The sequence below is a fragment of the Paenibacillus hunanensis genome (genome assembly GCF_014645615.1).
In the GTDB taxonomy this organism is placed as follows: Bacteria; Bacillota; Bacilli; order Paenibacillales; family Paenibacillaceae; genus Saccharibacillus; species Saccharibacillus hunanensis.
In genome coordinates this window covers 350,783-369,099 of the sequence record NZ_BMMB01000003.1, presented here as the reverse complement: position 1 = coordinate 369,099, position 18,317 = coordinate 350,783, and the positions used below count along the sequence as shown (strand labels likewise).

The window sequence follows — 18,317 nt, the reverse complement described above, 5'->3', positions numbered from 1 at the left end:
TGCTTCACACTCTTTGCTCGTATAAAGGGTACAAATTAAATAATATAAGCCTGCTATCGAAGCACGATTCCTCATATCATGCGTATCGATGAGCAGGCTTATTTGTATAGGGTTTGCATTTTGAATGAATGTTGATCGAGCCGATGAGATAGGATGATTCGTATCACTTTTTCGAGTGCAGTCGAATCAAGTATACACTCAGCATTTACTTACAATTTTATCGATTAGCCCATAGTCGAGTGCCTCTTCCGCAGTGAAAAAGAAATCGCGATCGGTATCCTTTTCCAGACGTTCTAATGGTTGTCCGGTACGCTCGGCAAGTAACTCGTTGAGCTTTTGGCGAGTATGGATGAGCCGCTCGGCGTAAATGATCACATCCGATGCCTGACCCTTCGCACCGCCCAGAGGCTGGTGGATCATCACCTCGCTATTGGGCAAAGCCATTCGTTTACCCTTCGTTCCGCCAACTAGCAGAATCGTGCCAAAGCTTGCCGCCATCCCCGTACAGATGGTCACGATATCTGGCTTGATAAACTGCATCGTATCATAAATGGCAAAGCCAGCCGTAACCGATCCACCTGGGCTGTTAATATACATGCTGATATCCTTTTCGCTATCCTCGGCTGCCAGATGAAGCAGCTGAGCGACGATCAGATTCGCCATTTGATCTTCAATTTCACCGTTAATCATAATGATTCGATCCTTGAGCAATCTGGAATAAATATCGTAGCTACGCTCGCCGCGATCCGTTTGTTCAATAACATAAGGAATAGTTACCATCGTAGTTCATCCTTTCTAATGATCAGAAATGGAATCACGATAGTCAGATGCTCGGATGTGTGAAGACCATCAGGCTGCTATCGATTGCAGAGAGCGATATACCGTATATGCAGGATAAGCGTCGCGTGGTATATGCGGATTAAGCTGCTCTGAACGGCTAGCTTTACCACTTGATTGCGCTGTAGCTTCAGTATGCAGTTGACCTACAATCTGAGGAGCTAATCCAGCTGGATCGGCAGCTTGATTCAAAATAAGCTGCACAAGCTGTGCGGCATTACCGTTGCGGAAGGCAGCGAGATACGTAGCCAGCAGCTCATGCTCATCCTGTTCTGGCATAGGTAGGGAAGCGTCCTCTGCCGAATCATCATGCTGCTGTAGCAGGGCTTCTCGTGCACGGCGCAGAGCGGACTTGATCGCCCCCTCTGTCGTTCCTAGCAGATTGGCTGCCTCGCTTGCCGTATAGCCGAATAACTCGCGTAGGGCGTACACCGCATGCTGCCATGGAGATAGTGTGTCCAGCAGTAGCTTAATTGCCGCTTCGGCTTGCAGATTCATATCTGGAGCCGAATGTTGCTGAGTCTGCTGTTCGTTGAGCAGCTCCTGTAATAATGGTAATTTGTGCTGTAAACGTACGGCGCGCCGAGCTTCATCAATACGTAGATTACGAGCGATCCGCAACAGGTAGGCTTGCTGGTCACTTACTGAGCGCTGTCCGTGCAGATTGGGTAAGGTGAGCGCCTTGAGCAGCGTATTTTGCATCAGATCCTGCGCATCCCAGTGTGTAGTGGTCAGACTACGGCAATAGCGATAGAAGGCAGGCATCCATGCTTGGAGCTGCTTCTCATCTAACACGATGCTCCTATGACGCTCTACAGTTACATCCGGTGACAGTCTGACTATCGTGTATAGGTGGGAATGTGGACTTGCTTGCATCGCGTTGTCTTTTTTATGGTTTGTAAAATAAGCCGGGGAATTCACAAAGGCCATATTGGGGGCCCTCCTTTGTTTATCCGCAAGTGAAATCGCGTTAATAGTACATAACGTTATGTGCAGCAGTTCATTATAAACGGGCACCGACATCGGTAGTTGATTGCCAATGTCATTGCCTGTTTAGTAGCTGCTGATATGATGTAAACGAATAAAGAGATCCAAAGGATACGCCGTTTAGAATATATTTTAAAAATGATACAGTACAGGGATCGATTCAGAATATCAATCATGCTCGGTGGCTAGTTTCATCCGTATTCAGGTTCTGTTAGTATTATATCAGATGAGCTGGCTACCAACGAAGCAGGGAATGATGGGGAGGGTATCGCGATGCCGTCAGCGAAAAGAATACATATAGTTGGTGCGCCCGGAAGCGGCAAAACAGAGCTGGCAGCCAGACTTTCCAGCAGGCTGGGGATTCCCAGCTATTCGCTGGAAACGCTATTGTGGACACGAGATGGAAAGCGCAAGCGGCGCAACACCCCGGCAGAGCGACAACGGATGCTAATGGACATTATTGGACAGGAAGCGTGGATTGTTGAGGGCAATCTGATGGAGTGGCTACTGCCTAGCTTTGCGCTGGCGGATCAGATTATATTTTTGACGCCATCTCCTTATGTACGTGATGGACGGATGCTACAACGTTTTCTCCGGCAAAAGATCGGGACTGATCCAGATAATGAACGTCTGAGCCTGATGGGGTTACTGGATCGTTTATATTGGAATCACCGATTTGAGCGAGAATCCAAGCCAGCTATTTTGCGTATAGCTGAGCCGTATAAGCATAAGCTGGTAGTAACGCGGCAGGTAGAGTAGGGGCTTAATAGAATCGATTCGTTTATAGGAAAAGCCGGTCAAGCACTCGGAGTAACTCCGCAGGCTTAACCGGCTTTTTAATGGATAAATGTATAGTCGTAGTTCCCAGTGTAAAATGGATGAAGCTTACTCCTCCTCATATCGCTTGAGTACAATCACCGCATTATGACCGCCAAACCCAAACGAATTCGATAGGCCGATCTTCATATCAGCTTTACGCGGCGTGTTCGGCACATAGTCCAGGTCGCACAGTGGATCAGGAGTATGCAAGTTGAGCGTTGGTGGAATCAAGCCCTCACGCAGTGTTTGTACTAAGGCAATCGCCTCTGCACCTCCAGCCGCGCCCAGCATATGTCCTGTAATGGATTTGTTTGCCGTTACAGGAATATCATAAGCCCGCTCGCCAAATAGCTGCTTAATCGCCAGCGTCTCGGAAATGTCACCGACCCCTGTGCTCGTAGCATGTGCACTGATCACATCCACATCGTGTACAGTAATGCTAGCATTACTCAGTGCTTGACGCATCGCCAGCGACGCACCACGACCCTCGGGATGACTGGCTACCATATGGTAAGCATCCGAGCTTGCCCCGTACCCGATCACTTCAGCATAGATACGTGCACCGCGTGCCTGTGCATGGCGAAGAGATTCCAGTACAACAATTCCAGCACCTTCCGCCATGACAAAGCCATCCCGATCCCTATCAAAAGGACGACTGGCTGCGGTAGGATCATCATTACGCTCTGATAGTGCAGTTGAATTACTGAACCCGGCTACCGATACTTCATTAATAGCCGCTTCCGAGCCGCCTGCAATCACCACATCCGCATCCCCTGAACGAATAAGACGCATCGCTTCACCGATCGCCGTGTTCCCGATCGAGCAAGCCGTCACCGGACACAGTGTAGGTCCCCATGTCCCCAGGCGAATGCTAATCGTGGCGGCAGCACTATTGGCAATCATCACCGGTACGAGGAGTGGACTGATCCGCTCTGGGCCACGGTTGAACAGATTCGTCTGCTGCTCAATTAACGTATCGATCCCACCGATCCCCGAGCCGACATACACGCCAACTCGCTCACGCTCCACCTTGTCCATATCCAGACCCGCATCCTGTACCGCCTGCTCTGCCGCAGCTACGGCAAACTGAGCAAAGCGATCCATACGCCGTGCTTCTTTACGTCCGAAAATAGCAGCTGCATCAAAGTCACGCACCAGACCCGCAAATTTCGTTTTATATCGTTCCGTATCAAAGGTATCGATCGGAGCGATGCCCGATTTCCCCTGACTCAGATTATTCCAAAAGGTCTCCACATCATTGCCGATTGGAGAAATAACGCCCATCCCTGTAATTACGACCCGTTCCATCTTGCTTCCTCCTTATATGTCTCCTCATTCAACATAGCGAATGTTGATCGGATGCCTATTACTAAGGTACAAACAATATGCTGTGTAGGTATCTGAGTAACAGCTTATCATGTGCACATTCTGAACACCAAGCAGCGCGTGCGCTACGCTGGTATAGCCCGGCTATTGCGTAATGACCGAGCTGATGGTATCATTTTGGCACGGAAAATATCCTATTACAAGTTACTGTTTATCCTAGTATAAATTATAACAGGTTAGTCTTGTTTCACTCAGGAAGTCTTCATCGGACTGAGCGTAATGTTCACTTCTTCATCCCATGCTTCCTACATGGGGCGGAAATCGGGTAGTGCTTACTGCCTTGTATAGACCTTATATAGACTTTGTATAGAAAGGAACACATATGAACAATCAGGCGAGATTACAGGCATTATCTCAATTTTTAAAAGGAAAGCGTGCGCGCATCGCGCCACAGGCAGTCGGCTTAAACGGGGGCTTACGTCGGCGCACACCGGGACTTCGCAGAGAAGAGGTGGCACAGTTAGCCGGGCTTAGTACAACATGGTATACATGGCTGGAGCAGGGAAGAGATATACAGGCATCGGCTTCGGTGCTGGAAAATGTAGCTTCTGCGCTACAGATGACGACGGATGAGCGGAAGTATTTATTTTCGCTGGCACTGGATAAAAGCTCGAATATGCTGCCTGCTGCCAGTGTAGAGGAGCAGCCGCAGATCAGCCCCTCGCTGGCCAAAATTTTGGAGCAGCTACGCTATTGCCCGACGATTATCTCGGATCGCCATTGTAATATTGTGGGCTGGAATGAGGCAGCACGACATGTATTTCTTGATTTTGAGCAAATACCAGAGCATCAGCGGAATATGATTGCTCTTTTATTTGACCGTAAGGAATTTCGACGATTGGCGGTTAATTGGAAGGACTTTGCTGCCGACTTTTTAGCGATTTTTCGTGCTTATTATGGGCAGTATATGGAGGATGACTGGTACGAAACGTTTTTGCGTGAAATGAAAAGCACGTATCCTGATTTTAATCCATTATGGGAGGAAAGTAAGGTCAGCTCAGCACCGCAGGTGGTGCTGGAGTTTCGTCATGCGCGTGGTGGAAAGATGCTATTTGAGCTTAGCTCGCTAATTGTGCAGGGCAGTACCGAGCTTCGCTGTAGCATCTATACACCGGTGCAGGATTCAGCAACTGAAGTGAAGCTGATGGCATTGATGGAGCGTGCGAAGGAGTAGGAAATAGAGAATAGAGTAGGGCAGAAAGAAAAGAAGGATGAACGACAACGAAGCAGATTGCTTCATTTGCAGGCGAGACATGCCGGACTTGCTTTTAGCGAAGAATTTTAAAGAAGAGATAGGGATTCAAACAATAAAAAAGTATTCAAACCACACAACAGAACTCCCCACCGCCGCATTTGATGCTACATAGCACCATGCGGCGGTGGGAAGTTGATCTACTTCATATGAAGATTATTGGATTGATCGCTAACGATATTACACTGGATTAACGATCCTTCCAGCGAGCTACCGTGGCATTAACCGTTTGGCTACCCGTAGCTACGGTATACGTACGGTTCGTAATATCTGTCCCATTGGCCGCTGTTTCTACACTGTTCCAAGAGCCACGTGTTAGCTTATAGCTGATCGCGGTGCCAGGTGGTGGTGTTAATGTGAGTGTATACGTACCATCGGACTGGCGTGTTAATTGACTGGATGCGTCTGCTGGATTCCAGTTATTCAAACTGCTGGCTACATATACAGTATCAGATGCCGTTGTATTGGATGGTACAGTTACTTTAAAGGTCACCTGCTGTGCAGCGGCAGCTGGCTTCTGATCGTACCATGTCGTGCCATCATACCAGCCTTCCTTGCTGCGCAGTAATCCAGGCTGACTGGCACCAGGGAGCTGGTGCGTCGCATCCTTGAAAATGACGCGTGCGCTAGTTACCGCTGGAATCGTGTAGCGGTACCAGCCATCGCCCTCATCCGTCATCGCTGGTGCAGATGCCCAGCTTGGCCCTGTCACAACCGGAGTTGTTTCATAGTAATACAATTGTGGTGTACTCCAATCGGCAGGCTTTTTAAAATGAATCGTTAAGCCAGTTGGCTCTGCTGGCTGCTCTGCTCTAGTGAAAGTATACGAAGCAGTCGCTGATTTATCGCCGCTACCCGCGAACAGCTTGAGTGTGACCGATTGTCCAACAGCGAGACCACTACCGATCGTAATCGCATCACCACTTGCAAAAGCCGTACCTGTAGAAGCGGTCGGTGTAGTACCATTTACTGTATAACGATTCACTGTGCTATTGCTGGCGCTAAGTGTGACTTTAACGCCATCTGTTGTAAAGCTTCCACCTGCTGGAGAAGCGGATACCGCAGGCTCTGTAGAAACGGGTCCTGCCTGTTCAATCAGGATCACACCACGTGAACCTGCTGTAAAGGTTGTCTTCCCCCCGCTAACAACAGTCGTTGCACCTGTATAGGCATCACGGACAGATGTGCCATCTGCGAATACCGGGCTAACTGTAACGGCTGTGCTACCAGAAGCACCAGTTGCAATCACCACGCTATCGTTAATGCCTTTTGCTGCATTGTTATACGTACGGCTAAATGTGTATGGAGCAGAAGCTAGCTGCTTATGTGCCCCTGCGCCGATTGACGGATGATTGTAGCGGAACTGTCCGAGCTTCTGCCAGTGTGCCAGCAGATCCGCATTGGTACTGCTCCAGTTCATATCCGAGCGTGTACCCTGCTGTGCATCCGAACCTGTAGCCCCAAATGGACGCGCACTTTCGTCACCATAATACGTCTGAATACCACCTGGTGCCAGCAGCAATGCAGTGCCTGCCTGGAACAAGGCATTACGATCATATAGCTTTGTATCATGAGAAGAAATATAGCTGAGCACGTTGAAGCCTGGATCGGTATTGATTTTGCTCGCATAATTACTGAACAGCCCTTCCAGATCAGTGAGATTGGAATCCTGGAATGAGAAGTTAATCAGCGAGTCAAAGCCGTTATCATAGTAGCTGTTACGGCTGACGCCCTGTCCCCATACCTCGCCTGTCATCCAGAATGAATCCTTCCAATTGGCGCCGGCTTTGGTCGGGTTATTTTGTCTCCATTTTTGCAAGGCGGTGTTGGCTTCATTTTTCAGCTGCTTCCAGCGGAACTGATCCACATGCTTCGCTGTATCCACACGGAAGCCATCAATACCAAATTCCTCTACCCATGCAGACAACCAGCGGATATTGTAGTCGGTTGGCGAGATGCCTAGATCCTTACGCAGCGAAGAGGCTGCCGGTATGACCCATGCATTACTGTTGCCCTCTTTGTTCCATTTGGTTTGCAGTACAGGAGCGAGTCCTTGATTGGTCGTAACCTCGGTACGGAAGTCGGGTAATCCAGATAAAGTGAGTGTCAGATCACTGTTGCCACCTGCTGGATAGCCGCCGATTCCTGCACGTACCCAGCCACCGCTCCACCAGCCAGCCCATGCCTGACTATCGGTATAATCGATATTGTCGTGATAGCTATGCCAGGTTTGACCGGAGGCAGGCTTCCAGCTGCTGTTCAGACCATTCAGCCTTTTACCAAAATTGTATTCCTCCATATCCTTCAGCGTGCTATAGCCCGGGTGATTCATCACCACATCCAGCACGACACGAATTCCTTTGGCATGCGCTTGATCCACAAATTCACGCATTTCCTCAACTGTACCCATATTTTTGTCCATCGATGTGTAATCAAGTGCATAATAGCCATGGTAAGCGTAATGGGCAAAATCTCCGCCGCTACCACCACCAACGAAGCCATGCACCTGCTCATAAGGAGCTGTAATCCAGATTGCATTCGTACCCAGCTTGCTAAAATAGCCCTCTTGCAGCTTTTTCGTTAAGCCTTTAATGTCGCCACCGTGGAAGGTACCGATTTGGCTTCCACTAGCATCGGTTGTGGGACGACCGTACGAGTTGTTGTTACTTGAATTGCCATCATAAAAGCGATCTGTCATGACAAAATACACATTCGCATTATCCCATGTGAATGGATCGGATGGACTGGCTGCCTGAGCGGTAGACGATCCCATCGGTGCAACAGTAGTGAACAAAAGGCAAGCGAGTAATAACCATGCTGCCCATTTGCGGTATGTAATCATAAAGCCCTCCTTGAGTAAGTGGATAAATAGCATCGAGTCAGAACCAATAGGTGAAAATCAACAAAAAAGAACAAACAGATAAGATTAAACAGATAGGAATAAACGAACGATAATAAGCTAAACCCTGAGCAAAAAAGCTACCAAACGAAAGCCACGGTCTGGAAGTAGGTGAATCAGGCACTGCGATCATCGGTTAACATAGCTAGCAAAAACGAATCATCGCGGAGTACAGGGCATCCCTCCCTATTTCAAATTTACATTGTCCTATTAACACGGTGAAGCAAACGTTTGCACAAATGCCAGCAATAAAGGATTGCATCCTACAAGCTAAGATAAAGCTAGTCAGCTTGCGATCAATTCTTTATAACTATCGCGAAAACCTGGAGATTACAACTCTGCTGAATCACTCAGCTACAACTCATCTACAGCGTAGCCATGAATTGATCTCGATAGAAAACATAAAGAATATACATATAAGCTTATGCTTTCTGTACGGATCGGGCAGATCACTTTCATTTTTGTAAACGTTTTCTTTTACATCGCTAATCATAGCTTGGGTGTTATATAATGTAAAATATGGTTTAAAGGAGGTTTTAGCGAGATAAAGAAGATAAAGCTTCGGATTACTCCCATTTTCGCTTTATTTCGGATGATTGCGCAGATATTATTTGATATCGACGTACGATATGTACATTCATACAAACGTTTGCACTAATCTGTTTTGCTAGATGATTTGGGAGGTGGTGTTTACGTGTAGTACAATATATGAATACAGAAAGCGATATAGCAGTATGGCTCGGCTTGTAGTAAAGCGAGCATTCATAACGTATAGAGATAAGGAACAGGTTATGTCCTGTACATCCTTCTTATACAATTATCCTGATTCATTCGGCTGGAAAATGTACGATTTAATATTAAACCCATACCTCAAAGCCATTCGCAGGTCGAAACCATTCCACAGGAGATCAGCATCGCCCTTCCTGTGTAGAGTAGACCGACAGCCAGCCATATGCTTGTTCCATTTTGTAAACTGACCATAAGGAGTATTCGATGATGCAAATCATGCAGCAACTATCTTCACATATTCACTATTTAACCCCCTATCAGGAAACGGATCGACCGATTCTCGCAGCGATTACAGGCACACGCTCGACGTTGCTTGTCGATGCGGGTAATTCCTCTGCACATATTCAGTTTTTTATTGATCAGCTGGTAAAGCTGGATATCTCACCACGCTGGGTGGTGCTAACGCACTGGCATTGGGATCATGTATTTGGTATGAATCAAGCGAATACGACGATTATTGCGCAGACATTGACGACGGAATATATTCGCCGCATGCAAAAGTGGACGTGGAATGATGAATCGCTGGATCAGCGTGTTGCCGAGGGAACAGAGATTGAGTTTTGTTCCAGTGCAATCAAGAAGGAACTGGGGGATGAGCGAGACATTATTTTGCCAACGCCGGATATTACATTTGAACGTAAGCTAGAGCTTGATCTTGGACGGGTTCATTGTGTGATCGAGCATGTAGGCGGGGATCATTCGGATGATTCAACGGTCGTGTATGTAGAGGAGGATAAAGTGTTATTCGTCGGCGATGCGTTATATCCAAATATTCACGTTGAGCCACATGAATATACGGCAGAAGCAACACTACAACTGGTGGATATGCTGCGTCAGTATGACGCGGAGACGGTAGTGCTATCTCATCATGCGGATATATGGGATGGAGCGCGTTATCAGCAGGAGCTGAATTTGCTGGAACAAATTGCTCGCCTCGTGCAGGAGCCCGATCTGGAAGAACAAGCGATTGCCAAACAGCTCGCGCAGCATTATGGTCGCGAGCTGGATGATTACGAGCGTGAGACGATCACGTTATTTATCAATGGACGCCGCCGTCAGCAGAACAGAGAGCCTGTGACTGAAAGCGGAATATAATCCGATCTGCCATCCGAAAGCAGCTTCTTCTATCGATTGATATCTTATAGGAATCGATACGATGCACATGGGAGCCTGTAGGGTGCAGACCATGCAGTGTCGAATTGACTTTTGCTGCGTTAGCGCTCTTTTAACATGTGAGTTTCATAAAGAGCAGTTTTTGTGCAACAAAATATCTTACTTTTTACCGTGTTAGCGCCCTCCTAACACGAGATTACAATGAAGAGTGATTTTTGCAAAGTAAAATATCTTACCTTTTGCCGTGTTAGCGATCTCCTAACACGAGGTTAAATGAAGAGTGATTTTTGCAGAGCAAAATATCTTACCTTTTGCCAGAAGTTGCCGCGTGCAGGGCTGCACTGGATTCTGCATCACGAAACAGATGCAGCTTGCCATTCTCAACCATCCGCATGCGCGGGCCGGTAAAGCCACGTCGAATAAGCTGCTTACGCATATACAGCATCAATGCCCAGTGGCTAACGATTAAAATATGCTCAGCATCAGACGCCAGAATCACATCCAGCGCACGATCGATACGTGCATTCGCTTCGGCAACCATACGCTTGTAGCGTCTGCTCAGCAGGGGAGCGATACGTGCAAAGGCAGCCCAGCCGATAAAGGGAAAGCGTAAGCCGGTATTAAACGTAGGTGGTGTAATCTCTCGCAGCTCTGGCATGATAACGATCTCGCCGGGATAAATGAACTGTGCCGTCTTGATCGCACGTGGTAGATCGCTCGTAAAGCAGATTTCCCAGTTCAGCCCGCGCAGATCGGTAGTGCCTTCTTCAATATCAGCCACATCGTATTCTTCCAGCCAGGTGACCAGCTCATTCACTGTCACCATCTGGCGAATCGGAAACTCTTTATTCACTTTAAAATGGCGCACAAGTCCAATAGTCTTCATCAGCAGTATGGTGTAACTCCTTCTATTTAGTATGCTACAATATTGATTATACCCATTTATAGCCAGTTATATTGCAAACGGCGAATGGGCTTCTATGTATTATTGTTTCGGAAAGGAAGATCATACCATGATTCAGTGGGAATATAAAACAGTAAAATTAGCAGCTGGCGGCTTTCTCGGCGGCAAGGTTGATGATGACCATTTACAGGAAACATTGAATGCGCTCGGCTTTGAAGGCTGGGAGCTGGTATCCAGCTTTGATACGACGATGTCGCAGGGAAGTTCCCGTGAAATTATCCTTATTTTCAAACGCAGCGCCTTGCTGGAATAGACCGTATCGGCTACGTACATAGTATACGTACAATGACGGTTTGCTGTCCAACAAGCATCATCCTGGTATATACAGATAAAGGAGGCAACCGCATGATTGAAACATGGATAGAAGAGATCAAGTCGCTGCTGCGTGACAGACTGAGCAGTTTGGAAGCATCCCTGCTGCCGCCAGCGGACAACGAGGATATCGTAGGGGCGGAGCAGGCGATGAACGTATCCTTTCCAACGGAGCTGAAGCAGCTGTATTCCCTTCATAATGGAGAAGCACGTAGCGGGCCAGGCTTATTTTTTGGTCTGCAATTTTTAACGCTAAATGAGATGGTGAACGAATGGAAAATATGGTCTGATCTGCACGAGGAATATGTAGATATGGGCGATCATTATTCGATTCCTTCTGAATGGATTAAGGAGCAGTATATCAATCGGCAATGGATTCCATTTTGCCATGATGGTGGTGGGAATCATCTCGGGATTGATCTGGATCCTGGACCAGAAGGTGTAGTAGGTCAGGTGATCAATTTTGGCCGTGATGAAGAAACGAAATTCGTCATTGCTCGAAGTATAGGTGAGTTTATTCATTTTATGCATCATACGGTCACCGGTGGCAATTATACGGTTGTACAGGAGGATGGAAGCAGCTTCTGGGTGTATGGTCGCAGCGATCAAGCACGCCTGCTGCGTGATGCACAGCAGTATGCCTTTGGTGCAGAATGGGATACGATCAAAAAGCAACCATCTGCCGAGGAGCTGTCTGCGTGGGAAGTGAGCTTGCCACCGGAATGGCAGGAGCAGATCAAGCAGAAGTATGGCTCTGCTGAGCAGTTTACGGGCTTATATCAGATTTATTTGCCGAATCAGCAGATTCGCGATATTCGTCCGCTAGCTGCGTGTACACATGTGCGCGAATTAAGTCTGTCTCGTAACCGAATTGATGATCTTGCGCCATTAGTGCATTGTCATGAATTGAAGAAGCTGTATCTAATGCACAATCCGATTCACGATCTGACTCCGCTGGCACAATTGCCTTATTTACGCCAGTTGAATATTAGCGATACGGATGTAGCTTCACTGAAGCCACTGGCAAGTTTACAGCGTTTAGTCGAGCTGGAGTGTGAGCGTATTCCAGCACACGATTATACACCGTTGCTACGGATTCCGACACTGGAATGCTTGACCATTTCATCGCCTGATGAAGTGCAGGCAGCCACAATTGCAGAGATGAAGCAGCTCAAGCAATTGACCGTACTGGGTGCAGATCAATGGGGCGAGTCACAATGGGCAGCGCTCGCTAATCTGTCACTCGTGTCTCTGACCGTTACAGGGGTAAAATGGCAGGATATGCGCTATATTCGCCCATTTACGAATTTGAAAAGCTTCACACTGGCTAATGCTGAGGTGAACGATATTGCTGGGCTGAGCGAATTACCCGTCCTGCAAAAGCTCAAGCTCGTAGGCGATAATATCATTGCGAATCCAGAGGCGATTGCGCAATGCACGACCTTATCCTCATTTACAGGAAATGAAGCCGATGTACAGCTGCTACAGGAGGCATTCAAGCAGCCCGTTAGCTTCTCGATCCAGTACGGCGGCAATTATAATGCATAATGAATCAGCCCGTTCGATATTTGTATCGACGGGCTTTTATAGATGTGTCCTGCATGAGGAAGAGCTTACTACTCATTCTATATCCTATATTTTAAACGTAAAAACGTTATTCTTTGAGTACTCCAGATGAAACCTCCATCCTTATCATAGGTATACCATAACTTTTTTATAGTAAATAAATGCTATTCGAAGCAGTCGATATATACTTGTTTTTGCAAGTGTGAATAATGACATATCATTTTGCGAAATGAGATGAAAAGTGAACTGAAAACGCTGAAATGTAATGTAAAATTGGAGATATTGAGCGTTATGGAGAGTAAAAAGGAGCTTGCGAGAGGTAACCTTTTATTACATTTTCAAAAAAGAAAGCTGTGGGAATCCACGGCTTTTTTTGCCTTTTTGATCTGCTTTACACTTCTGAATTACAGGAGTAATATACATTTCAGGATTTAGAGATTCGCGATCGCAACGACTTCTTTCATGCTCGCCGAAGCGCACAGCAGCAGGAAAGCACAATGGTGCTAAGCCAGACTGTCCAGACGATCGGTGCAGCAGGAAGCGTACAGATGCGAATCGATATTTGTCCAGATCAAACAACTGAATTTCAGAAGTTTCTTGTTCTTATTGCTGAGTTTCCGGTTATGACCGGAAAACGGGGGAACCAATTCGCAGCATGTCAAAGGTGTGAGAGCCGTTGATCATCTGCATGGGGTGAATCCGTCGGCACCGGTAACCATGGGACCGGCGCTGATGGTAGGGCGACTCTCACCGCCCGAATCCGACAGCTAACCTCGTAAGCGCAAGTCGGGAGAGGAGTGTGGAACTTGTGCCATCATGACACAGGGTATAGACGCTCTGTGTTTTCTTATGCCTTGCTGACGCTCATTAGCTTCTGAAGCCAGACGCACTGGACTGGTGGTTGTGCTGAACTACCTGTGTTGAAAAGAGTGATACAATCGCTCATTCAGGCAGCGTAGAGGATTATGGACAATTTGAACCTTAATACGATCATTATGATCATCGATCGTAGCTCTTTTACATGATATACGCTTAATCTTCTGTCGACTCGTACTTGCGAGACAGCTACAGGAGAGCGGGGGAACCATTCGTCAGATCATGCTTCCAGCAGGGCAACTGACACGGGGTGAATTCCGGCAATGCCGGAACGGGCAATCTTCCAGCCCGAACCCGACAGCTAACCTCGTCAGCGATTCAGGAAGAACTTATATCCGGCTTACGTCATCCTGGTCTGCACATCGTTAGGTGTCAGTCCGGTTACGCACGGAAGAAGCCCGGTGAAAAGTTCGATTTTTACCGAGGCTTCTTTTTTTGCGCCTAATTTCGTGTTTTTCGACTCAAAATCGTTTGATATGAAGTCAAATCGCAATGAAAATCAAATTTAATCTCACGCATGTTGATGCTGAAGGGGAAAGAAACCATGTTGGACATTTTAATGATTGTGCTCATTTTACTCATGGCATTCGGGCTTGGTGGACTGGGGATCTGGTCATCCAGAGTGATCGGGGAGCGAGGAGAAGAACAATGATCTGGCTATTATGGCTCATTATTGCAGGCTTGCTGGTGTACTTGTGTTACGCCCTGATCTATCCGGAAAAATTTTAAACAGGCAGGAGAGAGTGAGTGAGTATGTTCGCATATATCGGAGTTGCATTAACCTTACTAATTGCGCTGTTATTAGCGCGTCCAATGGGAGCTTACATTTCCCGTGCATTTGATTATACACCGGGGAAGCTGGATCGCTTCTTTGGTCCACTGGAAAAAATCATTTATAAGCTGGGTGGTATCCGGCAAAACAATCAGACATGGAAGCAATATCTGGTCGCATTACTTGTTAGCAATACGGTTATCGTATTGATCGTCTATGTGATTTTCCGTTTGCAGGATAAGCTACCACTGAATCCAGCAGGCATTGCGGCGATGAGCCCGGATCTTGCTTTTAATACAGCGATCAGCTTTTTAACGAATACGAATCTACAGCATTATAGCGGTGAAAGTGGCTTGTCCCTGTTCTCGCAAATGTCCGCGATTATTTTCATGATGTTTATCTCGCCAGCGACAGGGATTGCGGCTTCGATCGCATTTATGCGTGGTCTAGCAGGGAAGCCGATGGGCAACTTTTTCGTCGATCTGGTACGTGCCATTACACGTATTTTGTTACCGCTATGTGTTGTCGCTGCATTGATCTTTATTAGTCAGGGTGTACCGCAGACGCTGCACACATCCGTCACAGCGACTACGCTGGAGGGAACACAGCAACAGATCGGCATGGGCCCAATTGGGAGCTTCCTTGCAATTAAGGAAATGGGGAACAATGGTGGTGGCTTCTTCGGTGCCAACTCTGCCCATCCTTTTGAGAATCCAGATGCGATCAGTAATCTGCTGCAAATGCTTCTGATGCTACTCGTACCGATCTCGCTTCCATTTACGTATGGACGCATTGTCGGTAATCCGAAGCAAGGACGAATCTTATTTGTATCGATGGCGATTATGTTCCTGATCATGCTCAGCTCTTCATTATATGCAGAGCATCAAGGGAACCCGCTTATTAATCAACTTGGATTACAGCAAAGTGCAGGTTCTATGGAAGGGAAAGAAGTTCGATTCGGTATTGAGGAATCTTCATTGTACTCGGTGGTAACTACCGCGTCAGAGACAGGTGCAGTCAATACGATGCATGATACGTTAACACCAATTGGCGGTATGATCGCCTTGAGCAATATGATGCTGAATACCGTATTCGGCGGTTCGGGTGTTGGTATGATGAACGTACTGATGTATGCGATCATCTCTGTGTTCCTTTCTGGCTTGATGGTTGGTCGTACTCCTGAATTCCTCGGTCGTAAGGTAGAGGGGAAAGAGATGAAGCTGATTGCCGTCACACTGCTTATTCAGCCGCTGCTGATCCTTGCACCAACGACCATCGCACTGATGGTGTTTCCAAATACAATATCCAATCCAGGCTACCATGGTCTGACGCAAGCTCTGTATGAATTTACATCCTCTGCGGCTAACAACGGATCAGGGTTCGAGGGATTGGGCGATAATACTGTATTTTGGAATCTATCGACTGGTATTGTGATGATGCTTGCTCGTTTCTTCTCGATGGTAACCTTGCTTGCCGTTGCTGGCTCGATGCTGGCGAAGACACCTGTACCGGAGAGCAGTGGTACGCTGCGTACCGACCAGGCACTGTTTGGTAGTGTATTTATTGTAGTCGTTGTGGTCGTTGGTGCATTGACCTTCTTCCCAGCGCTGGTACTTGGCCCAATCGCCGAGCAGCTTACTTTGAAGTAGAGTGAAGCATTCATACAGATGATGAAGCAATATTATATGAGGATAATCAGGTGGAGGAATCAGCAATGAAAAATCAAGCTTCCGTGATGAACCGGGATCTGATAACGAAAGCATTACAGCAATCCTTTGTAAAACTAAACCCGCTTTTAATGATGAAAAATCCGGTCATGTTTGTGGTCGAGGTTGGACTGCTCATTAGCGTGTTGCTTATATTTGTACCGGGCGCATTTGGCGATTCCATATCGGCAGGCTTTAATATTGCCGTATCGATCATTTTACTGTTAACGATCCTATTCGCTAACTTTGCCGAAGCGCTTGCAGAAGGTCGCGGTAAAGCGCAGGCAGATTCACTGAAAAAGACGAAGAAGGAAATTACTGCGCGCAAGCTGGAAGGCGAACGAATCGTTGAAGTACCTTCGACCTCCCTGCGTAAAGGCGATCTGGTAGTCGTTCATCAGGGAGAAATGATCCCTGGTGATGGTGAAGTGGTCAAAGGTCTGGCATCCGTCGATGAGTCAGCGATCACAGGTGAGTCTGCTCCAGTTATTAAGGAGGCAGGCGGTGACTTTAGCTCCGTAACGGGCGGCACGATGGTCATTAGTGATGAGATCACTGTACGTATTACAAGTGATCCAGGCGAATCGTTTATGGATCGTATGATCAGTCTGGTCGAAGGCGCAGAACGTCAAAAAACGCCAAATGAAATTGCACTCAATACCGTATTAATTAGCTTAACGATTATTTTCTTGATCGTTGTTGTTACCCTGCCATTTATGGCGCAATATCTCGGTATTCACATTCCGATTCCGGTATTGATCTCCTTGCTGGTCTGCCTGATTCCAACGACAATCGGTGGTCTGCTGTCAGCGATTGGTATCGCAGGGATGGATCGGGTAACTCGCTTTAATGTACTGGCAATGTCGGGTAAAGCGGTTGAAGCATCCGGTGATATCAATACGATCATTCTGGATAAGACAGGTACCATCACATACGGTAACCGGATGGCAAGTGAGTTCGTTCCAACAGACGGTCATACTGCCGAAGAGGTGGGTCACTGGGCAGCTGTGAGCTCGGCGCAGGATGAGACACCCGAAGGACGCTCTGTACTGGAGCTAATGAAAAAGCAAGGCTGGATGATTGATCAGGAGCTTCCGTATGGAGCTGAGGTCGTTGAGTTCCGTGCAGAGACACGCATGAGCGGTCTGAACCTGAAGGACGGACGCAAAGTACGTAAAGGCGCTGTCGACGCTGTAAAAAACTGGGTCATCGAGCAAGGTGGACATGTACCAGCTTCACTACAAGCAAGCAGTGATCGCATCGCTACAGCAGGTGGTACGCCGCTAGCTGTAGCGGTCGATGATGTGATCTACGGTCTGATTTATTTAAAAGATACGGTAAAAGCCGGTATGCGCGAACGCTTTGAGCAGATGCGCAGCATGGGGATTAAGACGATTATGTGTACCGGTGACAATCCGCTTACCGCAGCAACGATTGCTCGTGAAGCAGGAGTGGATGACTACATTGCTGAAAGTACACCTGAGGATAAAATCGCTGTTATTCGCCGTGAGCAGGCGCAGGGTAAGCTCGTGGCGATGACCGGAGATGGTACGAATGATGCGCCTGCACTGGCGCAGGCAGATGTAGGGATTGCTATGAATAGTGGTACCGTAGCAGCGAAGGAAGCAGCTAATATGATTGACCTCGATTCTGACCCTTCCAAAATTATCGAGGTGGTCGCGATCGGTAAGCAGCTGCTCATGACGCGTGGTAGTCTGACCACATTCAGTATTGCGAACGATATCGCCAAATATTTTGCGATCATTCCAGCAATGTTTATGGTTGCTATCCCACAAATGCAGGTATTGAACGTAATGAATCTGCATTCACCAACATCAGCAATCATGTCTGCACTGATCTTTAACGCCATTATTATTCCGATTCTGATTCCACTGGCGATGAAGGGTGTCGCTTATCGCCCGATGAGCTCCACTCGTTTGCTTCGTCGTAACCTGTTCATTTATGGTCTGGGCGGTGTGATCGTTCCGTTTATCGGAATCAAGCTGATCGATATGCTTATTCAGGTGATGATCTAATCT

The 18,317-nt window shown here is 47.3% G+C and carries 13 protein-coding genes and 2 riboswitches; of the genes, 8 read left to right on the top strand and 5 right to left on the bottom strand.

All coding sequences use genetic code 11. From position 1 onward, the window contains the following. Nucleotides 1-198: 198 nt before the first annotated feature. Together clpP and IEX62_RS07825 are read right to left on the bottom strand one after the other, a co-directional pair. A complete protein-coding gene (gene clpP / locus IEX62_RS07830) occupies nucleotides 199-780 on the bottom strand; it encodes an ATP-dependent Clp endopeptidase proteolytic subunit ClpP (RefSeq protein ID WP_188774868.1) in 582 nt (193 codons plus the stop codon). Between the two features lie 69 nt (nucleotides 781-849). Next, nucleotides 850-1,767 carry an RNA polymerase sigma factor gene (locus tag IEX62_RS07825; protein ID WP_188774867.1) on the bottom strand — a complete coding sequence of 306 codons (918 nt, stop codon included), beginning with the start codon at nucleotides 1,765-1,767 and terminating at the stop codon, nucleotides 850-852. 330 nt (nucleotides 1,768-2,097) lie between these two features. On the opposite strand from IEX62_RS07825, the gene IEX62_RS07820 reads away from it, so the two are divergent. Beyond that, nucleotides 2,098-2,583 (top strand): AAA family ATPase, encoded by a 486-nt coding sequence (locus tag IEX62_RS07820; RefSeq protein WP_188774866.1) that lies wholly within the window; start codon nucleotides 2,098-2,100, stop codon nucleotides 2,581-2,583. Nucleotides 2,584-2,709: 126 nt separating this feature from the next. On the opposite strand, the gene fabF is transcribed toward IEX62_RS07820, so the two are convergent. After that, on the bottom strand, nucleotides 2,710-3,951 hold the full coding sequence (gene fabF, locus IEX62_RS07815; RefSeq protein WP_188774865.1) for a beta-ketoacyl-ACP synthase II: 1,242 nt from the start codon (nucleotides 3,949-3,951) through the stop codon (nucleotides 2,710-2,712). 400 nt (nucleotides 3,952-4,351) lie between these two features. Between fabF and IEX62_RS07810 the strand changes: the two genes are divergently transcribed. After that, nucleotides 4,352-5,203, top strand: coding sequence for a helix-turn-helix transcriptional regulator (locus IEX62_RS07810; protein ID WP_188774864.1), 852 nt, complete (start codon nucleotides 4,352-4,354; stop codon nucleotides 5,201-5,203). 268 nt (nucleotides 5,204-5,471) lie between these two features. Here the strand turns inward: IEX62_RS07810 and IEX62_RS07805 are convergent, their stop codons facing one another. Then, nucleotides 5,472-8,123 carry an alpha-amylase family glycosyl hydrolase gene (locus IEX62_RS07805; protein ID WP_188774863.1) on the bottom strand — a complete coding sequence of 884 codons (2,652 nt, stop codon included), beginning with the start codon at nucleotides 8,121-8,123 and terminating at the stop codon, nucleotides 5,472-5,474. Between the two features lie 1,050 nt (nucleotides 8,124-9,173). On the opposite strand from IEX62_RS07805, the gene IEX62_RS07800 reads away from it, so the two are divergent. Then, complete coding sequence (locus tag IEX62_RS07800) at nucleotides 9,174-10,064, top strand: MBL fold metallo-hydrolase (protein WP_229685674.1); 891 nt, start codon at nucleotides 9,174-9,176, stop codon at nucleotides 10,062-10,064. A 322-nt stretch (nucleotides 10,065-10,386) separates the two neighbouring features. Here the strand turns inward: IEX62_RS07800 and IEX62_RS07795 are convergent, their stop codons facing one another. Next, the gene (locus IEX62_RS07795; RefSeq protein ID WP_188774862.1) at nucleotides 10,387-10,950 is read right to left on the bottom strand and encodes a histidine phosphatase family protein; all 564 of its coding nucleotides are present in this window, start codon (nucleotides 10,948-10,950) and stop codon (nucleotides 10,387-10,389) included. Nucleotides 10,951-11,095: 145 nt separating this feature from the next. On the opposite strand from IEX62_RS07795, the gene IEX62_RS07790 reads away from it, so the two are divergent. The 5 genes from IEX62_RS07790 to kdpB all read left to right on the top strand — a co-directional run bounded on the left by IEX62_RS07790 (nucleotide 11,096) and on the right by kdpB (nucleotide 18,314). Beyond that, nucleotides 11,096-11,299, top strand: a complete 204-nt coding sequence (locus tag IEX62_RS07790; RefSeq protein ID WP_188774861.1) for a DUF4177 domain-containing protein — start codon at nucleotides 11,096-11,098, stop codon at nucleotides 11,297-11,299. Between the two features lie 92 nt (nucleotides 11,300-11,391). After that, nucleotides 11,392-12,906, top strand: a complete 1,515-nt coding sequence (locus IEX62_RS07785; protein ID WP_188774860.1) for an SMI1/KNR4 family protein — start codon at nucleotides 11,392-11,394, stop codon at nucleotides 12,904-12,906. A gap of 615 nt (nucleotides 12,907-13,521) precedes the next feature. After that, nucleotides 13,522-13,721, top strand: a riboswitch (cyclic di-AMP (ydaO/yuaA leader). A gap of 222 nt (nucleotides 13,722-13,943) precedes the next feature. Next, nucleotides 13,944-14,131: riboswitch (cyclic di-AMP (ydaO/yuaA leader) on the top strand. Nucleotides 14,132-14,448: 317 nt separating this feature from the next. Next, entirely contained in the window at nucleotides 14,449-14,529 is an 81-nt protein-coding gene (kdpF, locus tag IEX62_RS24095; RefSeq protein ID WP_371834022.1) for a K(+)-transporting ATPase subunit F, read from the top strand. 24 nt (nucleotides 14,530-14,553) lie between these two features. After that, a complete protein-coding gene (kdpA, locus tag IEX62_RS07775) occupies nucleotides 14,554-16,221 on the top strand; it encodes a potassium-transporting ATPase subunit KdpA (RefSeq protein ID WP_188775063.1) in 1,668 nt (555 codons plus the stop codon). A gap of 65 nt (nucleotides 16,222-16,286) precedes the next feature. After that, nucleotides 16,287-18,314 (top strand): potassium-transporting ATPase subunit KdpB, encoded by a 2,028-nt coding sequence (kdpB, locus tag IEX62_RS07770; RefSeq protein ID WP_188774858.1) that lies wholly within the window; start codon nucleotides 16,287-16,289, stop codon nucleotides 18,312-18,314. Nucleotides 18,315-18,317: the final 3 nt, after the last annotated feature.

Bases quoted from the DNA above. Each gene is read 5' to 3' on its own strand.
- IEX62_RS07785 (WP_188774860.1), top strand. From the start codon at position 11,392: ATGATTGAAACATGGATAGAAGAGATCAAGTCGCTGCTGCGTGACAGA.
- IEX62_RS07810 (WP_188774864.1), top strand. From the start codon at position 4,352: ATGAACAATCAGGCGAGATTACAGGCATTATCTCAATTTTTAAAAGGA.
- fabF (WP_188774865.1), bottom strand. From the start codon at position 3,951: ATGGAACGGGTCGTAATTACAGGGATGGGCGTTATTTCTCCAATCGGC.
- clpP (WP_188774868.1), bottom strand. From the start codon at position 780: ATGGTAACTATTCCTTATGTTATTGAACAAACGGATCGCGGCGAGCGT.
- IEX62_RS07820 (WP_188774866.1), top strand. From the start codon at position 2,098: ATGCCGTCAGCGAAAAGAATACATATAGTTGGTGCGCCCGGAAGCGGC.
- kdpA (WP_188775063.1), top strand. From the start codon at position 14,554: ATGTTCGCATATATCGGAGTTGCATTAACCTTACTAATTGCGCTGTTA.
- IEX62_RS07800 (WP_229685674.1), top strand. From the start codon at position 9,174: ATGATGCAAATCATGCAGCAACTATCTTCACATATTCACTATTTAACC.
- IEX62_RS07805 (WP_188774863.1), bottom strand. From the start codon at position 8,123: ATGATTACATACCGCAAATGGGCAGCATGGTTATTACTCGCTTGCCTT.
- kdpF (WP_371834022.1), top strand. From the start codon at position 14,449: ATGATCTGGCTATTATGGCTCATTATTGCAGGCTTGCTGGTGTACTTG.
- IEX62_RS07825 (WP_188774867.1), bottom strand. From the start codon at position 1,767: ATGGCCTTTGTGAATTCCCCGGCTTATTTTACAAACCATAAAAAAGAC.
- kdpB (WP_188774858.1), top strand. From the start codon at position 16,287: ATGAAAAATCAAGCTTCCGTGATGAACCGGGATCTGATAACGAAAGCA.
- IEX62_RS07790 (WP_188774861.1), top strand. From the start codon at position 11,096: ATGATTCAGTGGGAATATAAAACAGTAAAATTAGCAGCTGGCGGCTTT.